An 18,399-nucleotide genomic window follows, 5' to 3' on the forward strand; every position below is an offset into this window, starting at 1 on the left:
AGGGATGCGTAATCCGGTTATCATACTGAAAATGGACTCCCTCGCGAATTTAGTTGCGAGGGATTTTCTGCATATGTCTGGCAAAGAACGTTCTTCCTATAAAAATGCAGGGGAATTTTTATCCTGCATGTAAGTGATGTAAGTCTTCCTTCCACGCTCAAAAAAGGAAAACTGTGTTAGTGCTATCAAGAGAATCGAAATGAATATTTTAGATAGCTTTATAAATGTGTGATGAGTAAAATTTTCCACTCTGTGTACGTCAAAGAAAGGAGAGAGCATCCGTGGTTCATTCCAAAAATATAGTTCTGGGTGTATCTGGAGGTATAGCGGCTTACAAGGCTTGTAGTCTTGCTAGTAAGTTGACGCAAAAAGGAGCAAACGTAAAAGTGGTTATGACAGATAATGCGACGAAGTTTGTTGCACCTTTAACATTTCAAGCTCTATCTCGTAACCCTGTATTTACCGATACATTTGATGAAAAAGATCCAACAAAAATTGCTCATATTGATGTAGCTGATTGGGCGGATATTGTTATCCTTGCCCCAGCAACTGCTAATATTATTGGTAAACTTGCTAATGGAATTGCTGATGATATGTTATCAACCATATTACTTGCTACACAAGCTGCGGTATACATTGCACCTGCTATGAATGTGCATATGTACGCACACCCTGCTGTCATAAAAAACATGCAAACATTAGTTGATTGGGGCTATCATTTTATTGAACCTGGTGCTGGTTATTTAGCTTGTGGTTATGTAGGCAAAGGCCGGTTAGAAGAACCAGCAACGATCATCGAAACAATAGAAGCACACCAACAACAAAAAGAAAACTTATTTTTAACAGGAAAGCACGTGCTCGTTTCTGCTGGTCCTACGCAAGAAAAAATAGATCCAGTCCGTTATTTTACCAATCGGTCTTCTGGGAAAATGGGATTTGCACTAGCGGAAGTCGCTGCTAATGCAGGAGCTTCTGTCACATTAGTTGCCGGACCAAGCCAAGTGCAAATACAGCATGCTCAGATAACGAAAATTGATGTTACGACGGCAGAGGAAATGTATGAATCCATGCTCGAGCACTTTGGTGCAAGTGATATTATCATTAAAGCTGCCGCTGTTGCAGATTATCGTCCCGCCGTTACTTATGAACAAAAAATGAAAAAACAAGCTGGTCCTTTACAAATTCATATGGAACGAACAAGAGATATATTACAAGCTTTAGGTGAGCAAAAAGCTCAGCAATTTCTTGTAGGATTTGCTGCTGAAACAGAGAGACCGATTGAGAATGGACGTAAAAAGCTTGAAAGAAAGAACCTCGATGCCATTGTAATTAATGATATTTCTGCTGATGGTGCAGGGTTTGCCGGAGATACAAATGCAGTAACTTATCTGAATAAACGAGGGAAGACAGAAACGCTTGGTTTAAACACAAAACAAGAGATTGCCAGACAAATTCTCCAACTCATTCATGAGGATGTGGAGGCTCAACGATCGTGAATATAGCAAAAGTAATTGTCGATGTTCCTGCTAGTTCCATCGACCAAACGTTTGACTATCTTATTCCAGAAAAGTTTTCAGATATTGTCGTTGCTGGAGCTCGTGTTATTGTACCATTTGGCCCGAGGAAAGTCATGGGGTTTGTTGTAGAAAAGACAACAGCATCCGAATTTTCCAAGTTAAAGCCTCTTCATGATGTGCTTGATTTCCAACCTGTATTGACAAAAGAACTATTGGAAATTGGAAAATGGCTTGCACGTGAAACGATCAGCTTACAAATAACAACCTTTCAAGCAATGTTACCACAAGTATTAAAAGCAACTTATAAGAAGGAAATTGTACGTCTTTCAGAAGCACGCTTGTCTGAGGAACTAGAATTGTTGTTTGCAGGTAGAGATATTGTTCCATATGAAGATTTTATTGCTTCAGGAATTCGTTATATTCGACTATCTGAAGCGGTACAAGCTAAAGACGTAGCAATCGAATATGTAGTTCAATCACGCATCACTAAAAAATATCAAACGATCATTCGGCCGGCTAAAGAAATACATCAGCTAGAAGAAGCGGTGTTGGATTTATCCAAACAAGCAAAAAAACAAAAGCAGCTTCTCCAGTTTTTTTTGCAACATCCGCAGCCGGTGGAGAAGCAAGCGTTACTAAAGCAACTAAAAACGAGCGATAACACGTTGAGGGAGCTGCAAAAAAAAGGATTGCTGGAAAGTTTCCAACAAGAGGTTTACCGTGATCCTTATGCACATAGCGACTTTCCGAAAACAGAAGCTTTGAATTTAACAGGACAACAAGCCGAAGCAATCAAGCCAATGAAAGAAACAATTGAAAATGAAAGGCATGCTGTTTTTTTGCTTCATGGTATTACTGGAAGCGGAAAAACGGAAATATATTTACAAGTTATTCAAGCGGTTATTGAAAAAGGCGCCGAGGCAATTGTCCTTGTACCAGAAATATCGTTAACACCGCAGATGGTTAAACGATTTAAAGGAAGATTTGGTTCTAATGTAGCTGTCATGCACAGTGCTTTGTCCGCAGGTGAAAAATATGATGAATGGCGACGTGTACAACGTAAAGAGGTACAAGTGGTTGTGGGGGCAAGATCTGCTATCTTTGCCCCATTCGAAAATTTAGGAGTTATTATTATTGATGAAGAGCATGAATCAACCTATAAGCAAGAAGATCAGCCACGTTACCATGCAAGAGATGTAGCTATTCAACGTGGGCAACACCACAAGTGTCCTGTGATTTTAGGTAGCGCAACTCCCATGCTGGAATCGTATGCTAGAGCAAGTAAGGGAGTCTATCAATTAACAACACTGGATAAGCGAACGAACAATAAAGAACTGCCACCAGTAGAAATTGTGGATATGCGCAAGGAGTTACATGCTGGAAATCGGACGATGTTTTCCAGAACATTAAAAGCGGAAATAGAAGCGTGTTTGCAAAAGGGAGAACAAATCGTACTATTATTGAATCGCAGAGGATATTCTACGTTTGTTATGTGTCGGGATTGTGGTCATGTCAAAGAGTGCCCGCATTGTGATATTGCATTGACGTTTCATAAAAATAGTCATGCATTAAAATGTCATTACTGCTCATACGAAGAACCGATGCCGATACATTGCCCAGAGTGCGGCAGTGATACCATTCGCTATTTTGGGACAGGCACACAAAGAGTCGAGGAAGCATTGGTAAAGTTGATACCTGAGGCTCGGGTTATTCGAATGGATGTAGATACGACAAGAAGAAAAGGGTCGCATGAGAAACTATTGCACCAATTTGCAACGAAGCAAGCCGATATTTTACTAGGAACACAGATGATAGCAAAAGGTCTTGATTTTGAAAATGTTACTTTGGTAGGTGTGTTAACGGCAGATTCGATGTTACACTTACCAGATTTTCGTTCAGCAGAAAAAACGTTTCAAATATTGACGCAGGTGAGTGGACGGGCTGGCCGACATGAACTAAATGGAAAAGTAGTCGTACAAACATATACTCCTGATCATTATAGTATTCAGCTGGCTAGTACGTACGATTACACAAGTTTTTATCAAAAGGAAATGCTAATGCGCAAAACGTTCCACTATCCTCCTTATTTCTTTTTAGCATTAATCACCGTTACACATACAAACCAAGTTAAGGCGATTCAATCCACACAACAAATGGTACAAATGCTATCCAAAGTCGTCCATAAACAAACTATCTTATTAGGACCAACGCCGTCGCCCATTCCGCGTATAAAGAATAGATATCGTTATCAATGCATGATAAAATACAGAAATGAACCGCATTTACAAGATGAACTTCGGAAGATAATGGAGCATTTTTCAGAGCAGATTCGCAAAGATGGTTTGCTTATTTCCATTGATATGCAACCTTATCATTTAATGTAATTATAGAAAGTAGGTAGTCAGATGAAACGAATTGTATTTATGGGTACGCCAGATTTTGCTGTCCCGATTTTAAAAACATTAGTAGCTTCCCCTTATGACGTTGTACTTGTTGTTACTCAGCCAGATCGGCCAAAAGGGAGAAAGCGATTGGTTACTCCGCCTCCAGTCAAGCAGGAAGCCATAAAGCACGATATCCCTGTGTTTCAACCTGAAAAGCTAAAGGATGACCATGAAGCGATACTGGCATATGAGCCCGATTTAATCGTAACCGCCGCTTACGGCCAACTGCTACCTAACAAATTGTTAACTGCACCCCCGTATGGATGTATCAATGTGCATGCTTCACTTCTTCCAGAATTACGAGGTGGTGCACCGATACATTATGCCATTATGCAAGGCAAAACGGAAACGGGCGTGACGATTATGTATATGGTAGAAAAGTTAGATGCAGGAGCTATGCTGACGCATCAAAAAGTAATGATTGAAGAAAATGATCACGTAGGCAGCTTACACGACAAATTGGCTGAAGCGGGTTCACAGTTATTAGAAGAAACCCTTCCTAAGCTTTTTGCTAATGAATTGCAGCCAATCGAACAAGAACACGAGCAAGCCAGTTTCGCTCATAATATTAAGCGGGAGCAAGAAGAAATTGATTGGAATCAACCGAGTCGGGTGGTGTATAACCATGTGCGGGGATTACACCCTTGGCCGGTCGCTTATACGATATTTCAAGGGAAACCGATGAAAATATGGTGGGGGGAGCCAATAGATAAAGTTTATGATGGAAAATCTGGAGAAGTCGTTGATAAACCAGATAACAGCTCTTTCATTATTGTTTGTGGCGATAAAAAAGGCTTTCGGGTAACTGAAATACAACCAGCGGGGAAAAAACGAATGACAGTAAAGGACTATTTGCAAGGGAATCCAAATCAAATCCAAATTGGTCAAATAATGGGTGAGTAAACAATATGAACAAGCAAACGGTACGAAGCAAAGCGTTAGATACATTAATACGTATTGAAAAGGATCAAGGATATAGTCATCTGCTCGTCAATCAGGAACTACAGGCTGGAGGCATTCGTTCCAAGGATGAGGGTTTGTTTACGGAAATCGTGTATGGTACAGTACAGCAGCAATTAACGTTGGATTACTATTTAAAACCATTTTTAAAAGGGAAAACAAATCTCGATTTATGGGTTAGAGTTTTGTTGCGAATGTCCATTTATCAGATGGTATTTTTAGACCGTATCCCAGACCATGCGATTATCCATGAAGCGGTGGAAATTGCCAAATCTCGTGGGCATAAAGGGATTGCCTCATTTGTAAATGGTGTTTTACGTGCCATACAACGAAAAGGAGTTCCTTCTATATCTGCGATAAGCGATGACACAACAAGAATATCCATTGCAACAAGCCACCCGCAATGGTTAGTGGAACGCTGGATGAACCAATATGGGAAAGAGACAACCGAAGCGATGTGTCTTGCAAATACGAAACACAAACCGTTATCTGTTCGCATCCAGCCTTTAAAAATAAGCAGGGGAGAGGCAATCAGGCAGATGGAAGAGAGTGGTTTTAAAGTACACCCTTCCTTTTTCTCGCCACAGGGAATTGTTATTGAAGAGGGAAATGTGTTGAAAAGCAAATGGTTTCAGGAAGGAATGGTGACGATTCAAGATCAATCTTCCATGCTAGTTGCTGAATTACTACAATTAAAACCTGGCATGTCTGTGCTTGATGCTTGCAGTGCACCCGGCGGAAAAGCAACACATATAGCGGAAAAAATGGAGAACCAAGGTCGGATTGATGCATACGATCTTCATGCTAAAAAAGTGAAACTTATCCAGGCAAAGGCAGACGAACTTGATTTATCGATTATCCACCCATCAACAGGAGATGCTCGTAAGTTGCGTGAAAAATACAAAGATGCTACTTTTGATCGAATTTTAATTGACGCCCCTTGTTCTGGATTAGGAGTTATTAGAGGCAAACCAGAAATAAAATATCACAAACGAGAAGAGGATATCGAACGCTTAGCGTCTATACAACAGGAGATACTCGAAACGGTTGCTCCATTATTAAAACAAGACGGTCGATTAGTATACAGTACATGTACGGTTGACCAACAAGAAAATGAACAGGTTATTCGTGCCTTTTGTGAAAAACATCCTTCCTTTGAAGTTGACCAAACATTTTTTACTGCTTTACCTAAGCCCTTGCATGATTCTGAGGGAATAAGTAAGGAAGGTTTGCAAATCTTTCCGCAGACATTTCAAACAGACGGGTTCTTTATAACACGACTAAAGTTAAAAAATGAATAGATCTACTTCTTTTCTTGACCATATTGTGTAATACTGTAAATGATAAATAACCAGCGAAACGGATAAATGATTTTTAAGTGGTCAGTGACACGCTTTAAAACTCAAAGGATAAAGGAGTTAAACAATGAAGGCTCATTTTCTAACAGATCGAGGTCAAGTTCGCAGCCATAATGAGGACTCTGGTGGTGTGTTTTATAATTCGGGAGGCCAAGTTTTAGCTATTATTGCTGATGGAATGGGGGGGCATCAGGCTGGTGATGTAGCCAGTCAAATGGCTACTAAGTTGCTTCAGAAGAAGTGGGAGCAAACGGAGCAGGTCCCCTCGCCTGATGTTGCAGAAACATGGGTGCAAGCTGCTGTGCTTGAAGCAAATACAGCCATCTTTCAGTATGCCCACGAACATGAAGCATGTTATGGAATGGGAACAACGATCGTTATTGCTATCATCCTTGAGGAAACTTTAACAATTGCACATATCGGCGATAGTCGAGCTTATATGATCACAAATGAGACGATGAAACAAATAACGGAAGACCACTCTTTCGTAAATGCCCTTATTCAATCAGGACAAATCTCTAAAGAAGAAGCGACTTATCATCCGCGAAAAAATGTCGTCTTAAAAGCTCTAGGGACAGAAGAAACCGTAACCTGTGATGTTCGGACTTTAAGTCTTGAGCAGAATGATTTGCTGTTACTATGTACAGATGGCTTGACCGACAAATTGTCAGATGAAGAAATTTATACAATTGTGTGTTCAGATACTGATCTATACCAAGTCGGGCAAAAAATGGTCCAATTAGCAAATGAGCGCGGCGGTGAGGATAATATTTCACTTGTATTAATTCAACATGACAAACCTGAAGAGAGAGCAGGTGAACCATTGTGATGAAAGGGCATCTGATTAATGACCGCTATCTGATTAAAGAAACAATTGGCGGCGGCGGGATGGCAAATGTGTATTTAGCCAGAGATACGATCTTAGAAAGAGATGTAGCCCTTAAAAGTTTACGTTTAGAGTACGCAAATGACCAGGAATTTATTGCACGTTTTGATCGTGAAGCACACGCCGCTACCAGTTTAAATCATCCACATATCGTTAACATTTATGATGTAGGTGAAGAGGATCATTTACTTTATATGGTCATGGAATATGTAAAAGGCATGACTTTAAAAGAATACATACAGAACAAAGGCCCCCTTGACGTTGCGGAGGCATTAGAAATCATGCAGCAAATCACGGGAGCGATTGCACATGCCCATGCAAACGATATCGTACATCGTGACATAAAACCACAAAATATTCTTGTAGATACAAATGGGCAAGTTAAGGTAACGGACTTTGGTATTGCTGTCGCTTTAAGCGCAACTTCGTTAACACAAACGAATTCAATCCTCGGATCTGTTCATTATTTATCGCCAGAGCAAGCAAGGGGAGGGATGGCTACAAAAAAATCAGATATTTATTCTCTTGGTATTGTTTTATATGAGCTATTAACTGGGCAGCTTCCTTTTTCTGGACAATCTGCTGTATCCATTGCTTTAAAACATTTACAAAATAAGACTCCTTCTGTACGAGAATTCAATTCAACTATCCCACAAAGTGTGGAAAATATCGTCTTAAAGGCAACAGCAAAAGATCCATTTCACCGCTATGAAACGGTTGACGAAATGCAAAATGCATTAGAAACTGCACTTGATCCAAGTAAACAAAATGAAGCGGCATTTATGATCCCAGTGGAAGATGGGGATGAAACAAAAGCAATTCCAATTATTACGGATGAAGCAAAAATTTCTGCTAATGATGAAACGATTGTTCATACATCTAGTACGACCAAATCTTTTAAAGCCCCAGAAAGAAAAAAGGATGAACAACCGCCTGTTAAAAAAGGAAAAAAACAACGCCCAAAAAAGAAAAAAGGCAAAAAGAAAAAAAGAATCATCATTATCGGTCTGCTGCTCTTACTTATAGCTGGGTTTCTTGGCGTGTTCTTTTTTACCGACATATTTCAGCCAAAAGATGTTACTGTTCCTGATGTTACAGGGATGAGAGATAGCGAAGCGATAACGAAGCTGGAAAAAATGAACCTACTAGTCAAACAAGAAGAGGTTTTTTCTGATGATGTGGAAGAAGGCTATGTAGTGGAAACAGATCCGAATGCTGGTAGTACGGTGAAAGAAGGGGCTACGATTAAATTAAAGGTTAGTAAAGGGAAAGAGACTGCTACTTTTAGTGACTATGTAGGAAAAGATTTTTCGCAAGTAGAACGCCTATTAAAAGAAGATGGATACGAAGTCTTAGATCCATATGAAGTAAATTCAGATAAGCCTATTGGAGAAATTATTGAACAGATTCAGCCGAGTCCAGATACGGAAGTCGTCCCTAGTGAGACAAAGGTAATTTTTCGCGTCAGCAGCGGTCCAAAGACAGTTAGTTTAAATAACTTAAAAGGTATGACAGAGGCTGAAGCTGAAGAATACTTAAATAGCAACGGTTTGAAGATGGACAAGACTACCGAACATTCAGATACAACACCTGAAGGAGAAGTGATTCGTCAAGATCCAGAATCAAATACAGAACTTCAAGAAGGTGCTACCGTAACCGTCGTTGTATCTTCTGGACCAAAAGAAAAGCCTCCTGTAACACATGAAGTGGCTTATACGGTTCCGTATAAACCAAATAAGCAAGCAAATGAAGAGGAGGGTCGCCCAGAACAAACGGTAAAAGTATATATTCAAGATATGAATAATGATTTATCTGAAGTTTATATGGAGGAAAAAATTACAGAAGATACCGAGGTCACTTTTTCACTTACTATTGCTCCTGACAGTGAGGCGGAATATATTATTAAACGTGATGAGGAAGTAATATCGAATAAGGTAGTGGCTTATGAGGATGGTGAATAGATGGCAAAAGGGAGAATTATTAAAGCATTAAGTGGCTTTTACTATGTTGAATCTAATGGAGAGGTTTACCAATGTAAAGGAAGAGGAGTATTTCGTAAAAAAAACATTACTCCTCTAGTTGGGGATATGGTTACCTTTGACGTTAGTGGTGAAAAAGAAGGCTATATTTTGGAAATTCATGAAAGAGAAAACGAACTAGTTCGACCACCAATTGCAAATATTGATCAAGCAATCATTGTAACTTCTGCAGTGGAGCCTAATTTTAATACGACACTGCTTGATCGTTTTCTCGTCTTAGTAGAATCCAAGTTGATCCAGCCGGTTATCTTTTTTACAAAAATGGACATAGCTGAACAGGATAGAGACCGGTTTGAAAGCTATCAACGAGACTATCAAAAAATTGGTTACGATGTAGAGTTATTATCAGTTAAACATACAGATCATTTATCCATGTTAAAACGGTATCTAAAAGATAAAATTACCGTCATCGCTGGGCAATCAGGGGTAGGGAAGACAACATTATTAAATGCTATAGACCCAACTCTTGCTCTAAAAACTGGAGAAATATCTGCTAGTCTTGGGCGGGGAAGACACACAACCAGACATGTAGAATTACTTCCTATGTTTGGAGGTCTTGTTGCAGATACACCTGGTTTTAGTTCTTTGGAATTTCAAGATCTCACTGTATCCGAACTTGCCGATTGTTTCCCAGAAATAAAGCAACGAACAGCAAATTGTAAATTTCGTGGATGCACGCACATAAAAGAGCCTAAATGTGCCATTAAGCAAGCAGTAGAAAATGGAGAGATAGCTGATTATCGTTATGAACATTATGTACGTTTTTATGAAGAAATTAAATTGAGAAAGCCGAGGTATTAATATGACAAAATTAGCGCCATCAATTTTAGCAGCAGATTTTTCTCGTTTAGGAGAAGAAATTCAGGAAGTTGATCGTTATGGGGCAGACTATATTCACGTTGATGTAATGGATGGGCATTTTGTGCCAAATATCACTTTAGGACCACCTATCGTTGAAGCGATTCGACCTGTGACAAAGCTTCCATTGGATGTACATCTTATGATCGAGAATCCGGATCACTATATAGCATCGTTTGCTCAGGCAGGAGCAGATATTATCACGGTTCATCAGGAAGTTTGTCCTCACCTACACCGTACGATACAGTCGATTAAAGAACATGGAATGAAAGCAGGAGTAGTCATTAACCCTGCCACCCCTGCCGAAACGTTACTCCCTATTTTACCGGATATCGATATGATTTTAATCATGACGGTTAATCCAGGATTTGGTGGTCAATCGTTTATTGAAAGCACCTTAGGAAAAATAAAATTAGTAAATAAATGGCGTCAGGACTTCGGTTTTTCATTTGAAATCGAAGTCGATGGAGGGATTAACTCCAAAACTGCCAAATTATGCACAGATGCTGGTGCGGATGTTCTCGTAGCAGGGAGCGCTGTCTTTGCGAAAGAAGATCGGAAGCAGGCAATGAAAGACATCTTACATGCTGTAAAGGAGTCAAAATAGGTGACAACAGTAGCCATTATTGGAAATGCACCGGAAAACCACCCCGACTTGACCGTTTATCGTGAAGTTGTCGATTATTGGATTGGAGCGGACCGTGGTGCATGCGTCTTAGCAAAGCATGATTTGCCGATCGAATATGCAGTTGGTGATTTTGATTCGACGACGGAAGCTGAGAAAACTGTTATTCGTGATATAGCAACAAATGTTCAAGTGTACCCTTCTGAAAAAGATGAGACCGACTTAGAACTTGCTTTAAATAAAGCTTACGAGCTCCATCCGACGACCATCTATTTATTTGGTGTAACGGGTGGGCGCATGGATCACGAGCTCGTAAATGTACAGTTGCTTTACACGATTTTATCGAAAGGGATTCGGGGGATTATTATTGATCAATCGAATTATTTGGAATTAACTTTTCCTGGAGAGTATACGGTTGAATTTGATGCCAATTACCCAACCATATCGTTTGTGCCTTTTTCCAAACAGGTGTTAGGGATTACATTGACTGATTTTTATTATCCGTTAACAAACGCAACTATTTCATGGGGTTCTACATTATGTATTTCAAACAAGCTTAATAGAAATAGTGGTACTTTTTCGTACAAAGACGGCATATTATTATTAGTAAAGAGTCGTGATTAGATTTCTAGTTAGTTTTGTTTGCAAAAGAGGAGGGCGAACTCATGAAATTTTATACGATTAAGCTCCCAAAGTTTATAGGCGGATTTGTAAAGATAATTATTGGTACATTCAAGAAAGAGAAATAACCTGCTAAAAGAAAATAATGGAATCCAGCTTTATTAGGAAAAGGAAGCTTATACTAAAAGCCAAGCAGCATTTATTTTCATGAATCATTTTAAAAAGCGGCCATGAACTGATCATGGCTTGTTTTTTATTGAATTAGGAAACGATAAAATCAGGTGCTTGTGGATAACGAAATAACCGAATAGCCACGTGCTTGCGCCTTTGTTCTTGCTCCAGCTTTTAAAAGCGCGGAGACAGGTACATCTATCCCTGAATACTTTTAAATCTATTTCTCTTTCCATATAAATAAGCACCCTTATTATAAAGGTGCTTATTTATAACTAATGTGCGAAGCTGTATATTATACGCGCTCCACTTTCCCTGATTTTAGGGCGCGTGCAGAAACATAAACTCTTTTAGGCTTACCATCTACCATAATGCGTACTTTTTGTACATTAGCTTTCCATTTACGCTTGTTTGAATTTAAAGCGTGAGAGCGGTGGTTTCCAGTGCGAGTCTGGCGTCCAGTAATAACACATTTTCTGGCCATGCTATTCCTCCTACTTCTTTCATTTCCTTTATATCTTAATCTCATACTTATATAATTTACCATAACTTTTATCCATTTGCAATTGTTGTTTTTATCTCGTATGTATCAAGTTTTTCTCGACATAGTTATAACTCCAATATTTCCAGCACTCTATTTATGTACACTTTTACTGGCTTTTAGTACAACAATTGTTTTATAAAGGCATAAGAGAAATGTAGCTGGTGCCCGCTGCGGAAAAACACTACGCTTTCCTTGGGCTTGCGCTCAGCCTCCTCGAAAAAAAGCAGTTCGCTTTTTTCTTGCGGGGTCTTCCCACTGCGCTTCCCATAGGAGTCTCCGTGTTTTTCTTCCGCTAGATTGACAATATCAACTATAACACTCGCCAAACTTCCACTTAACGGGGGTGGAAATCTAACAACTACCGCGCTATCGCTTGCTGGTCTGCTTTTTTCTATCCACGTTCTATAAACCAAGAACCTGACAGAAAACATGCATCAAGGTATGTTGAAAGCAACCGATCCAAACGTAAAAGGAACCGTTTTTTTGGTCTTCTCTCTGTACTGTCCAGCATTGTTCTTGTTGCTTTTCTTTGATAACCTTGTTGATCTGTGTGGACACTTCCCCCATTATTTGGGTTATAAATACTTCATACATAAACAGTGAGCACGTTCTTCCATATCAATTAAATCACTTGCTTTTTTTCTAATTCAGATAATCTTGTTAAAATTAATTCCATGAGAAGACCTCTTTCAAAATGTATTTGCCCGTTAAGCATACATTTTATGATAGAGTGCCATCTCTTTTTTGGCTAGAAATTAGTCCTAATATCCGCCCCGAGGAATATTTTACACATATTTTTATCCTCGCATATAAGGTGCTGTAAGTCTCCCACTAGAAGATCTGTACTGTAACAAGTCTAAGTGGATGATAATAGCACCTAAATGCCGATTCGTAAGCGATTTTTAGGTTAGGTCATACCATTACGGTACTAACAAATCAGTGGGTGATGAATGAAAACCCTCACTGATGGAAGATTCACTTGTAAGAATGTGGTGTTTATGCATGCCGGGTCACATTTCAGTTTCCTCTTACCAAGTGACGATACTACCCTAGTCTTCACTTTTTCATGCTTACCTACTCTCCTATCAGGATAAGGGCGGATGTAGCAAAAAAATGTGTAGAAATTCTATATGTTATGCATTATGCTATCATTACACATGGTAGACAAATAAACCTGCTATTTCCTCCGCTTAAAAGTATACTAGAAATCCATAAAATGAAAATGCATATTTTGAAAAATGGAATCGAAAAAGATAGAAGATGAATCAAGTATAAAGAAAAAACGCTTGACAGATGAGCGCAAATCGTACATTGTTAGAAGTGGTAATTTTTAATTGTATTCATCTTTGACTTTTAAAATATAGCTGCATGTAGTAGAATGATTTTAGAATGTGAGCAGGTACTAAAAGGAGGATTCAAATGTCCATTGAACTGCATACAAACGATGGCCAGGTAACAATAACAAATGAAGTAATTGCAACGATTGCCGGAGGTGCTGCAGTAGAATGCTACGGTATTGTTGGGATGGCTTCAAAAAGTCAAATAAGAGACGGTATTGCAGAAATTTTACGTAAAGAAAATTTCTCAAAAGGTGTGATCGTTCGTCAAGAACAGCATCATCTGCATATCGACATGTACATTATTGTAAGCTATGGAACAAAAATATCAGAGATTGCTCATAATGTTCAATCTAAAGTTAAATATACGCTTAGCCAATCACTAGGGTTGGACATAGACTCTGTCAATATTTTCATTCAGGGTGTTCGTGTGACTCAAGAATAAAACATAATTATGAAGCTTATGACTATATATGATCTGTCCGAGCGTCTGTTTTTCAACAGACGCTTCTGAGTTCTTGTTTATTAGAGGAGGAAATGAAAAAGTGAGTTTACAACAAATCGATGGCAAGAAGCTGGCACAAATGATTTTGTCTGGTGCTCATCATTTGTCCAATAATGCCAAAAAAATTGATGCTTTAAATGTTTTTCCTGTACCTGACGGTGATACAGGAACAAATATGAACCTGACCATTACTTCAGGGGCAAATGAAGTTAAAAATATTCATAGCAACCACATATCTGAGGTTGCGCAAGCATTCTCCAAAGGTCTTTTGATGGGAGCAAGAGGAAATTCAGGAGTCATTTTGTCACAGATTTTTCGCGGGTTTGCTAAAGGATTAGGAAAAAAAGAAGCGGTTACAGCGAAAGGCTTGGCAAAAGCGTTTGAAAGTGCCGTAACAACGGCGTATAATGCAGTGATGAAGCCAGTTGAAGGAACGATTTTAACAGTTGCGAAGGATTCCGGAAATAAGGCAGTTGCTATTGCTGAAGAAGAAACAGATATTATTACATTAATGGAAAAAATTGTAACAGAAGCAAAAGCGTCTTTAAAGCGCACCCCAGATTTACTCCCAGTACTTAAAGAAGTAGGCGTAGTGGATTCTGGTGGACAAGGCTTAGTTACGATTTATGAAGGTTTTTTGGCTGCTTTAAAAGGAGAAGAACTTCCTGAAGATACTTCAGACATTAATATGGATGAAATGATTAATGCGGAACACCATAAAATTACACAAGATTTTATGGATACTGCGGATATTGAATTTGGGTATTGCACAGAATTCATGGTGAAATTTGAAGAAGATAAGTTAGCGGAACATCCCTTTGATGAGGAAGCATTTCGACAGGAATTAAGCCATCACGGTGATTCTTTATTAGTAGTTAGTGACGACGAACTTGTAAAGGTTCATATCCATTCAGAATATCCAGGAGATTGCCTTACGCTAGGGCAGCGCTATGGTAGCTTGATTAATATGAAAATAGAAAATATGCGTGAGCAGCATACAGCGATAGTTGGGAAGAAAGACAAACGGCATAAACCAAAAGAAAAAGCAGAATACGCCATTGTAACTGTGGCGATGGGGAAAGGTTTGAAACAGCTGCTGGAAAGCTTAGGTGCCTCTGTAGTTATAGAAGGCGGGCAAACAATGAACCCGAGTACTCAGGATATTACGGATGCCATTAAACAAGCTAATGCTAAAAAGGTGCTCTTATTGCCAAATAACAAAAACATTTTTATGGCAGCTGATCAAGCCGCTGAGCTAGCAGAAGAAGATGTTCGTGTCGTACCAACGAAAACGATACCACAAGGCATTAGCGCTATGCTGTCTTTCCATCCAGATAATGATCTTGACACAAACCAAAAGGCTATGGATGAGGCTAGAAAGCAAGTAAAGACTGGTCAGATTACATATGCTGTTCGAGATACTCAAATTGACGGTATTTCCATTGAAAAGGATCATTTTATGGGGATTGAAGACGGGAAAATTGTAACTACAGACGCAGATAAAACGGTCACAGTTAAAAAGTTATTGGAAAAAATGATAACGGAAGATGACGAGATCTTAACTATTTTACAAGGCGAAGATGTCACGGACGAAGAAATGCAAGAACTTGTAGCGTATATTGAAGAAACGTATGAAGATATAGAAGTGGAAGTTCATAACGGGAATCAACCGATTTATGCTTATATTTTTTCTGTCGAATAGAAAGACCGATTAAGTTTTGTATGTTAATAAAAGTTAGCCTATCCAAGCCAACTTTGTCTAATCTGTATGTATGAAGCCAAGGTTTGTTTGGTTATGGAGCTTGGAGAAATTTCATTTTTGCACACGTAGGAAGATCCTAAGACAGAAGATGAAAATTAACTACTGCTAGCCAAAAAATCTAAAAAAAATAAAAATCGTATGAAATCAAGATAACCAACTTTGATTTCATACGATTTATTCATGATAAAAGTGTCTTAACGAGTTTGATAAAAATGGTGTACTATCTTTAAAACTAAAGAATACGCCATTTAAATTCCCATCATTTTTATAACAAAATCAAGCAAGAATAAACTTGAAATTACTAGCAGTGCTGGTGACAGCTCGTTCTTTTCGCCAATTGCCATTTTAACAATCGGATATGCAATAAAACCAAAAGCCATTCCATCTGCTATGCTATAGGTGAATGGAATCATAACAACGATTAGAAAAGCTGGCAGTGACTCAGATAAATGATCCAGTGGCAGTTGCTTCACATTTTGTACCATTAAAAAGCCAACAATGATTAAAATCGGACTAATCGCTGTATTAGGTATCATTGTAATCCAAGGAATGAGTACAATGGTTGCTAAGAAAAGAAAGCTAGCGATCACTGCTGTTTTCCCTGTTCTTCCTTTAGAAGCAATAACCGCAGCATTTTCAGCAGCAGATACAGTTGGAGATGTACCAAGGAATGCACAGGTTAATGTTGAAAAAGCCGTGACTTGATATGCTCTTTGGTATTGGTTTTCACGATTAAGCATAGAAAGCTGCCCGTGCAATAATCCCATATTTTCGAAGATTAGAATCATCGCTAACGGAAATACAGCTAACCAGAAAGTAATTTCACCCATTGCATTAAAAGCAGGGAAAAAGAGTATCTCGCTCCACTCTACGTGCAATGATTGATTTCCTGGTTGAATAATTCCGCCAATGGCAGCAATAATTGTTCCTAACACCATGGTGATTAAAAAGTTAGCTGGGATATTTTTCACAAACAGGAATATTGCTAAAAATAGTGTAATCAGACTAACAATAACCGTCGGTGAAGTAAAGTCGCCAATTGCAATAATCGTATTGCTTCCTTTGCTAACAAGTCCACTTTTTTCTAAACCAATTAAGATCAGAAACAAGCCCAATCCGACTGTAATAGCATGCTTTAACGAATCAGGGATTGCTTTTTTTAATAAAACACCTAACTTCGTAAAAGCAGTGATTAAGAAAATAATCGCCGCAATCAAAACAACAGCTAGACCTTCCTGAAAGGTGAGCCCAGTTCCTTCGATAATGGAGTATGCAAATAATGCATTAATACCCATTCCTGGTATGACGATTAATGGGAGCTTACCGAATATTCCCATTAGCAATGTGCCGATAAAGCTAGCAAGAATGGTAGCTATCATACCACTTTCTAAAGTGATCCCAGCTTCACTAAGAATGGAACCATTAACAACAACAATATACATTGTTGTGAGGTAACCAATTATACCTGCGATCCATTCATTACGTAGTGAGGAACTGCTGGCACGTTTCAAGTTGTTTTTCTTATCAGGCATACAAACTCCTCATTGTATTTCCTGTCCCTCTCCCGCCCGATTATATCAAATATAATCCACAAGATGTAATTATATCGGTGATACACGATAAAGTCAATAAATCTTCCGCTTTCACAAATTTATTAACAGGACAATCGTATTATTCTTTCAGTAAGCTTCGATGTACTTTTTAAGACTTTGGATTTAATTATGTCAACGCATTAATTGACTACACAGTCTTCATTTAATTTCGCAAAAAAACAAAATCTTGGCTCCTAGGGAAATGCGGTCTTCTTCTTAAAGATCACAGCTCCACATGATCCTCTTCATTTTCCCTAACTGCTGCGCTTTCATCAGGTAAATTAGCAGTAACGATTGCTTCATTTGTTTTAACTCACTAACTAAAACAGTAGTTTTTGCGCAATGCACTCATTTTTTTGCACTTTATGGAAAACATGAGACCAGGGGGTGGAAATGAATCAACCTATTAGATTATCTCTCTTAATGATTCACTATCATTTTTTTGTTATAATCAATCAAGAGAAGGTAAGAGTTACGTAATTAAAAATAAAGGTGGGGTGCTACATTGAAATATAATTCCGTTTTTGACATTATTGGTCCAGTAATGATTGGTCCATCAAGTTCACATACAGCTGGGGCAGCAAGAATTGGCAAAGCAGCACACAGTTTATTTGGTGAAGTGCCGACTTGGGCGAAAATTCATCTCTATGAATCGTTTGCTAAGACATATAAAGGACATGGGACGGATTTTGCATTAATAGGCGGTTTGCTCGGATTTGATACAGATGATGAACGGATGAAAGACGCTTTGAAAATAGCTGCAGATCGCAACATGCAAATTGAATTCATTGAAGATAGTGCAGCTGTCAGTCATCCAAACACGGCACGGCTAATGATAGGAAACGATGAAGAATCATTAGAATTGGTCGGCATATCCATTGGTGGCGGGAAAGTGGAAATAACTGAACTAAATGGCTTTGAACTGCGTTTGTCCGGGAACCATCCTGCAATATTAATAATGCACAATGACCGGTTTGGCGCGATTGCCTCGGTGACGTCTGTATTGGCGAAGCACGAAATCAATATTGGTCATATGGAAGTGAATCGAAAAGATGTAGGAAAAGAAGCACTCATGGTAATAGAAGTCGACCAAAACGTGGAAGATGATATATTACGAGAGTTGAACAAAGCAGATCATATTATACAGATTGCTAAGATCGTCAGCTAAACATAGAAGAAA

15 protein-coding genes are annotated in these 18,399 nt (G+C 38.8%); 13 read left to right on the plus strand and 2 right to left on the minus strand.

Annotation, left to right across the window (positions count from 1 at the left end; all coding sequences use genetic code 11):
* Positions 1-281 precede the first annotated feature (281 nt).
* From coaBC to spoVM, 10 genes are all read left to right on the plus strand, one after another.
* Positions 282-1,496, plus strand: a complete 1,215-nt coding sequence (coaBC, locus tag BKP57_RS20045) for a bifunctional phosphopantothenoylcysteine decarboxylase/phosphopantothenate--cysteine ligase CoaBC (RefSeq protein ID WP_050352685.1) — start codon at positions 282-284, stop codon at positions 1,494-1,496.
* Positions 1,493-3,901, plus strand: a complete 2,409-nt coding sequence (priA, locus tag BKP57_RS20050) for a primosomal protein N' (protein ID WP_050352686.1) — start codon at positions 1,493-1,495, stop codon at positions 3,899-3,901. The genes coaBC and priA overlap by 4 nt, the downstream gene beginning before the upstream one ends.
* Positions 3,902-3,922: 21 nt before the next feature.
* Positions 3,923-4,864: a methionyl-tRNA formyltransferase gene (fmt, locus tag BKP57_RS20055; protein WP_072742234.1), complete on the plus strand. Its 942-nt coding sequence runs from the start codon at positions 3,923-3,925 to the stop codon at positions 4,862-4,864.
* Positions 4,865-4,869: 5 nt separating this feature from the next.
* Positions 4,870-6,222 (plus strand): 16S rRNA (cytosine(967)-C(5))-methyltransferase RsmB, encoded by a 1,353-nt coding sequence (rsmB, locus tag BKP57_RS20060; protein ID WP_072742235.1) that lies wholly within the window; start codon positions 4,870-4,872, stop codon positions 6,220-6,222.
* A gap of 124 nt (positions 6,223-6,346) precedes the next feature.
* A complete protein-coding gene (locus tag BKP57_RS20065; protein ID WP_050352689.1) occupies positions 6,347-7,108 on the plus strand; it encodes a Stp1/IreP family PP2C-type Ser/Thr phosphatase in 762 nt (253 codons plus the stop codon).
* Entirely contained in the window at positions 7,108-9,126 is a 2,019-nt protein-coding gene (pknB, locus tag BKP57_RS20070; protein WP_249664609.1) for a Stk1 family PASTA domain-containing Ser/Thr kinase, read from the plus strand. The genes BKP57_RS20065 and pknB overlap by 1 nt, the downstream gene beginning before the upstream one ends.
* Complete coding sequence (rsgA, locus tag BKP57_RS20075) at positions 9,127-10,005, plus strand: ribosome small subunit-dependent GTPase A (RefSeq protein WP_050352691.1); 879 nt, start codon at positions 9,127-9,129, stop codon at positions 10,003-10,005.
* A gap of 1 nt (position 10,006) precedes the next feature.
* Positions 10,007-10,669, plus strand: a complete 663-nt coding sequence (gene rpe / locus BKP57_RS20080; RefSeq protein ID WP_050352692.1) for a ribulose-phosphate 3-epimerase — start codon at positions 10,007-10,009, stop codon at positions 10,667-10,669.
* Positions 10,670-11,311, plus strand: a complete 642-nt coding sequence (locus tag BKP57_RS20085) for a thiamine diphosphokinase (protein WP_050352693.1) — start codon at positions 10,670-10,672, stop codon at positions 11,309-11,311.
* A gap of 41 nt (positions 11,312-11,352) precedes the next feature.
* Positions 11,353-11,436, plus strand: a complete 84-nt coding sequence (spoVM, locus tag BKP57_RS20090; protein WP_050352694.1) for a stage V sporulation protein SpoVM — start codon at positions 11,353-11,355, stop codon at positions 11,434-11,436.
* Positions 11,437-11,774: 338 nt separating this feature from the next.
* On the opposite strand, the gene rpmB is transcribed toward spoVM, so the two are convergent.
* Entirely contained in the window at positions 11,775-11,963 is a 189-nt protein-coding gene (gene rpmB, locus BKP57_RS20095) for a 50S ribosomal protein L28 (RefSeq protein WP_050352695.1), read from the minus strand.
* 1,479 nt (positions 11,964-13,442) lie between these two features.
* On the opposite strand from rpmB, the gene BKP57_RS20110 reads away from it, so the two are divergent.
* Positions 13,443-13,805 (plus strand): Asp23/Gls24 family envelope stress response protein, encoded by a 363-nt coding sequence (locus tag BKP57_RS20110; protein ID WP_050352697.1) that lies wholly within the window; start codon positions 13,443-13,445, stop codon positions 13,803-13,805.
* A gap of 139 nt (positions 13,806-13,944) precedes the next feature.
* Positions 13,945-15,567, plus strand: coding sequence for a DAK2 domain-containing protein (locus BKP57_RS20115; protein WP_249664617.1), 1,623 nt, complete (start codon positions 13,945-13,947; stop codon positions 15,565-15,567).
* Between the two features lie 308 nt (positions 15,568-15,875).
* On the opposite strand, the gene BKP57_RS20120 is transcribed toward BKP57_RS20115, so the two are convergent.
* Positions 15,876-17,159 (minus strand): NCS2 family permease, encoded by a 1,284-nt coding sequence (locus tag BKP57_RS20120; protein ID WP_050352699.1) that lies wholly within the window; start codon positions 17,157-17,159, stop codon positions 15,876-15,878.
* 565 nt (positions 17,160-17,724) lie between these two features.
* On the opposite strand from BKP57_RS20120, the gene sdaAB reads away from it, so the two are divergent.
* Positions 17,725-18,387, plus strand: a complete 663-nt coding sequence (gene sdaAB / locus BKP57_RS20125) for an L-serine ammonia-lyase, iron-sulfur-dependent subunit beta (protein WP_050352700.1) — start codon at positions 17,725-17,727, stop codon at positions 18,385-18,387.
* Positions 18,388-18,399: the final 12 nt, after the last annotated feature.

This window comes from Virgibacillus sp. 6R (assembly GCF_001895305.1).
In the GTDB taxonomy this organism is placed as follows: Bacteria; Bacillota; Bacilli; order Bacillales; family Amphibacillaceae; genus Virgibacillus; species Virgibacillus pantothenticus.